The sequence below is a fragment of the Chloroflexus sp. genome, from assembly GCF_034434295.1.
Lineage (GTDB): Bacteria > Chloroflexota > Chloroflexia > Chloroflexales > Chloroflexaceae > Chloroflexus.
The window spans coordinates 1-2,597 of record NZ_DAOTZQ010000106.1 but is presented as its reverse complement, the minus strand read 5'-3'; the positions used below and the strand labels follow the sequence as shown (position 1 = coordinate 2,597).

General features: G+C 54.6%; 2 protein-coding genes and 1 tRNA gene. 1 reads left to right on the top strand and 2 read right to left on the bottom strand.

Features of this window, described 5'->3' with window-relative positions:
• Positions 1 to 106: 106 nt before the first annotated feature.
• Complete coding sequence (locus VAE57_RS14875) at positions 107 to 577, top strand: DUF3592 domain-containing protein (protein ID WP_322822651.1); 471 nt, start codon at positions 107 to 109, stop codon at positions 575 to 577.
• 418 nt (positions 578 to 995) lie between these two features.
• Here the strand turns inward: VAE57_RS14875 and VAE57_RS14870 are convergent, their stop codons facing one another.
• The gene (locus VAE57_RS14870; protein WP_322822650.1) at positions 996 to 1,499 is read right to left on the bottom strand and encodes a pyridoxamine 5'-phosphate oxidase family protein; all 504 of its coding nucleotides are present in this window, start codon (positions 1,497 to 1,499) and stop codon (positions 996 to 998) included.
• A gap of 884 nt (positions 1,500 to 2,383) precedes the next feature.
• Positions 2,384 to 2,458, bottom strand: a tRNA-Met gene (locus tag VAE57_RS14865).
• Between the last annotated feature and the right edge of the window lie 139 nt (positions 2,459 to 2,597).

Sequence of the window (2,597 nt, the reverse complement as noted above, 5' to 3'; positions counted from 1 at the left end):
AAAAAGAATATAGAACCGATTGATATTGATCGGCAAATATGTTTATATGACAGAGAACATTTCTCGACAATAACAGCTCTACCTATCGTAAGGGGATAGCCTCGTTATGGAGCCGAAACCTCTATCAAGAAAGGGAACCTTGATCATCGGTCTATTCTTCGCAATCATCGGCGCTGTCGTCATATTTGCAGGATGGCTATGGCAGCATTCAACCCGCGAGCGGTTGAACACGATGATCAGCGACACAGGCACAGTTGTTGACCTGCTTAAAGTTCAACGTCCTGGTGAAACTGCCAGTTTCTACCCAATTGTTGAATTCCGTACTCAGGCAGGTGAGGTCGTCCGCTTTGAGGGAAGCACTGGTGTCAGTGAAAACACCTATCGAATCGGCCAACAAGTAGACATCCTGTATGATCCTCGATCCCCGCAAGATGCCAGAATTGACTCGTGGTTTGAGCTATGGTTACCTCCTCTTGTGGTCATCTTGCTCGGTGGTGGTGCACTGGTAGCAGGTCTGGCAGGATGCGGTATGGCCTTCTTCGATACACGTAACCAGACCACATCACATCCAGGGTAATCCCTCTCAACAACCCATCGCTAGCCCGCAGAGTCTACTCCTGCAAATCACAACCCGTTTCAGGAGGGGAAACGTAATGGATCGCCCCTCCTGGCCCTCGCCATGCCGGATCGCCGGCCACGATTCTGATCTGATCGTGTACGAGCGTCTCCCCCAATCGCCATCCAGGGCATAGCGTCGCTTAGGAAATCAGGGGTCCTGTTTACTCCCGTCGTCCCATCACTGCTTCCCTCCAGGATGTCAGGGACGAACAGGTGCTACCACACCATCTTCCCTCTTTGAAAGCCCTGGGCCAACCTTTCTGCTCACCCCTCTCCCGCAGTGCGGGAGAGGGGCCGGGGGCGAGGGCGTTCAGAGCCTCGCCAACCTCAATCTCTTGCATGCACTCCCATATGCTGTCCGCCCTAAACCGCCAGGATCACGCCGGCCCGACTACGTTCATCGTCAATACTGCTGCCAGTGCCGCAGCGTCGAGCGTAAATGCTCGCCCAAATCCGCCAACATAGCGCGCTTCGTGTAGCGTTACGCGAAACAGCGTAAAATCCGGCAAAGCAAAGAGATGCTGCTGTGTCGGCAACCGCTGTACATACGTCATCTGAGCCGCTGCATAATCGGGTACATCACGAGGGATCGCCAGTGCACGCCCCTGCAATGTTACTCGTGCCAACGCCTGGGGATCGCTCACGCTATGTGGCGCAGCGGTAATCAAAAGGGAGAGTGGCGAGCCGGCGAGCAAATGACCGGTATGTGCTGCCAGCCGGCTCAGCAAAAGCAACAGACCCGGTGCGTATCCTTCTCGCCGTTCAACTGCATACAGTACGTAAGAGACAAACGGTGCCCCATCAGGAGTTACAGTACCAAGCGCTGCCGTCTGCTGCTCATCAATCAAACGTCGCAACGCTAGCCGGTCTTCTTGCCGCATAGAAGACACCCTTTCTCCTCCAGGCCAGTTCAGCCAACCCTGAACTGTACTCATAGACTGGTTACAGCATCATTGAACCACGTGTCGAGTATTGTACGCAAGTCAGATATGAACGCTATGCCTGGAAGTTGAGCCAGCACGCTATCTGTCAGACCTGATTGGACATAACCGGCAGCCCATGTCGTGTCGTAAAGCACCTCGTTGAGCAAAAGAGTGACATCAAATCGTGAGTGAAACGATGCATCACTGCCTGGCACCGAATATGCAGTGAACCGTGACGATCCGTCTCCTCCGCCACAATCTAATCCGGACAAGCGGGTTCTGTAGGGGCGGGTTCAGAACCCGCCCCTACAGACGGTGCATAGGTCCGTTCGCCTTGCCATACGAGAGATGCAGCGAACGAGAACGAAGAGTGCATCCTGGCTCACGAACCTTGCATCGTGTTTTTTTCCGATTTGAGTGACATCACTGCGGAAGAAGACTCTTCTTCCCAGGATGATGAGAAACTTTGCCATTCATCTACACAGGCATCACGCGCCGGATTGGATACCATTCACACAGTGATCCCCGTGTCGCATTGCTCGTCATATGGAAGCCATACCTCGCCTGCCACCGTACTCCTCGCAAAATACGTCTCGCACCGGTGACCGGTGCATTGGGAAGCATTGCCGTGATGCTGAAACCTCACACTGAGCTGCACCTGTTCACAGAGGCTCTCGGTTAACGCTCCTACACTGCACCGACCAAAAAAGGGGTGGCCGGGGTATGCCCGGCAGCGCTGCAACAGAAGGATGATACCTAAACAATACACACCGTTACGCAAGCGAAGGTGTGACGTGCCACAAACAACAAAACCCGCAGGTGTAGACCTGCGGGTTTTTCATTGGTAGCGGCGGCAGGATTCGAACCTGCGACCTTCGGGTTATGAGCCCGACGAGCTACCACTGCTCCACGCCGCGATAATAAAGGGTGACAGTCTTTAGGCTGTCACCCGCTGGTCAGGTGCGTGGACCTAGGTTCCCAGCGGAGAGCCGCCAGTAGGATCGGCGCTGCGATGTTTCACGACCCGGTTCGGGATGGTGCGGGGTGGGTCCACCG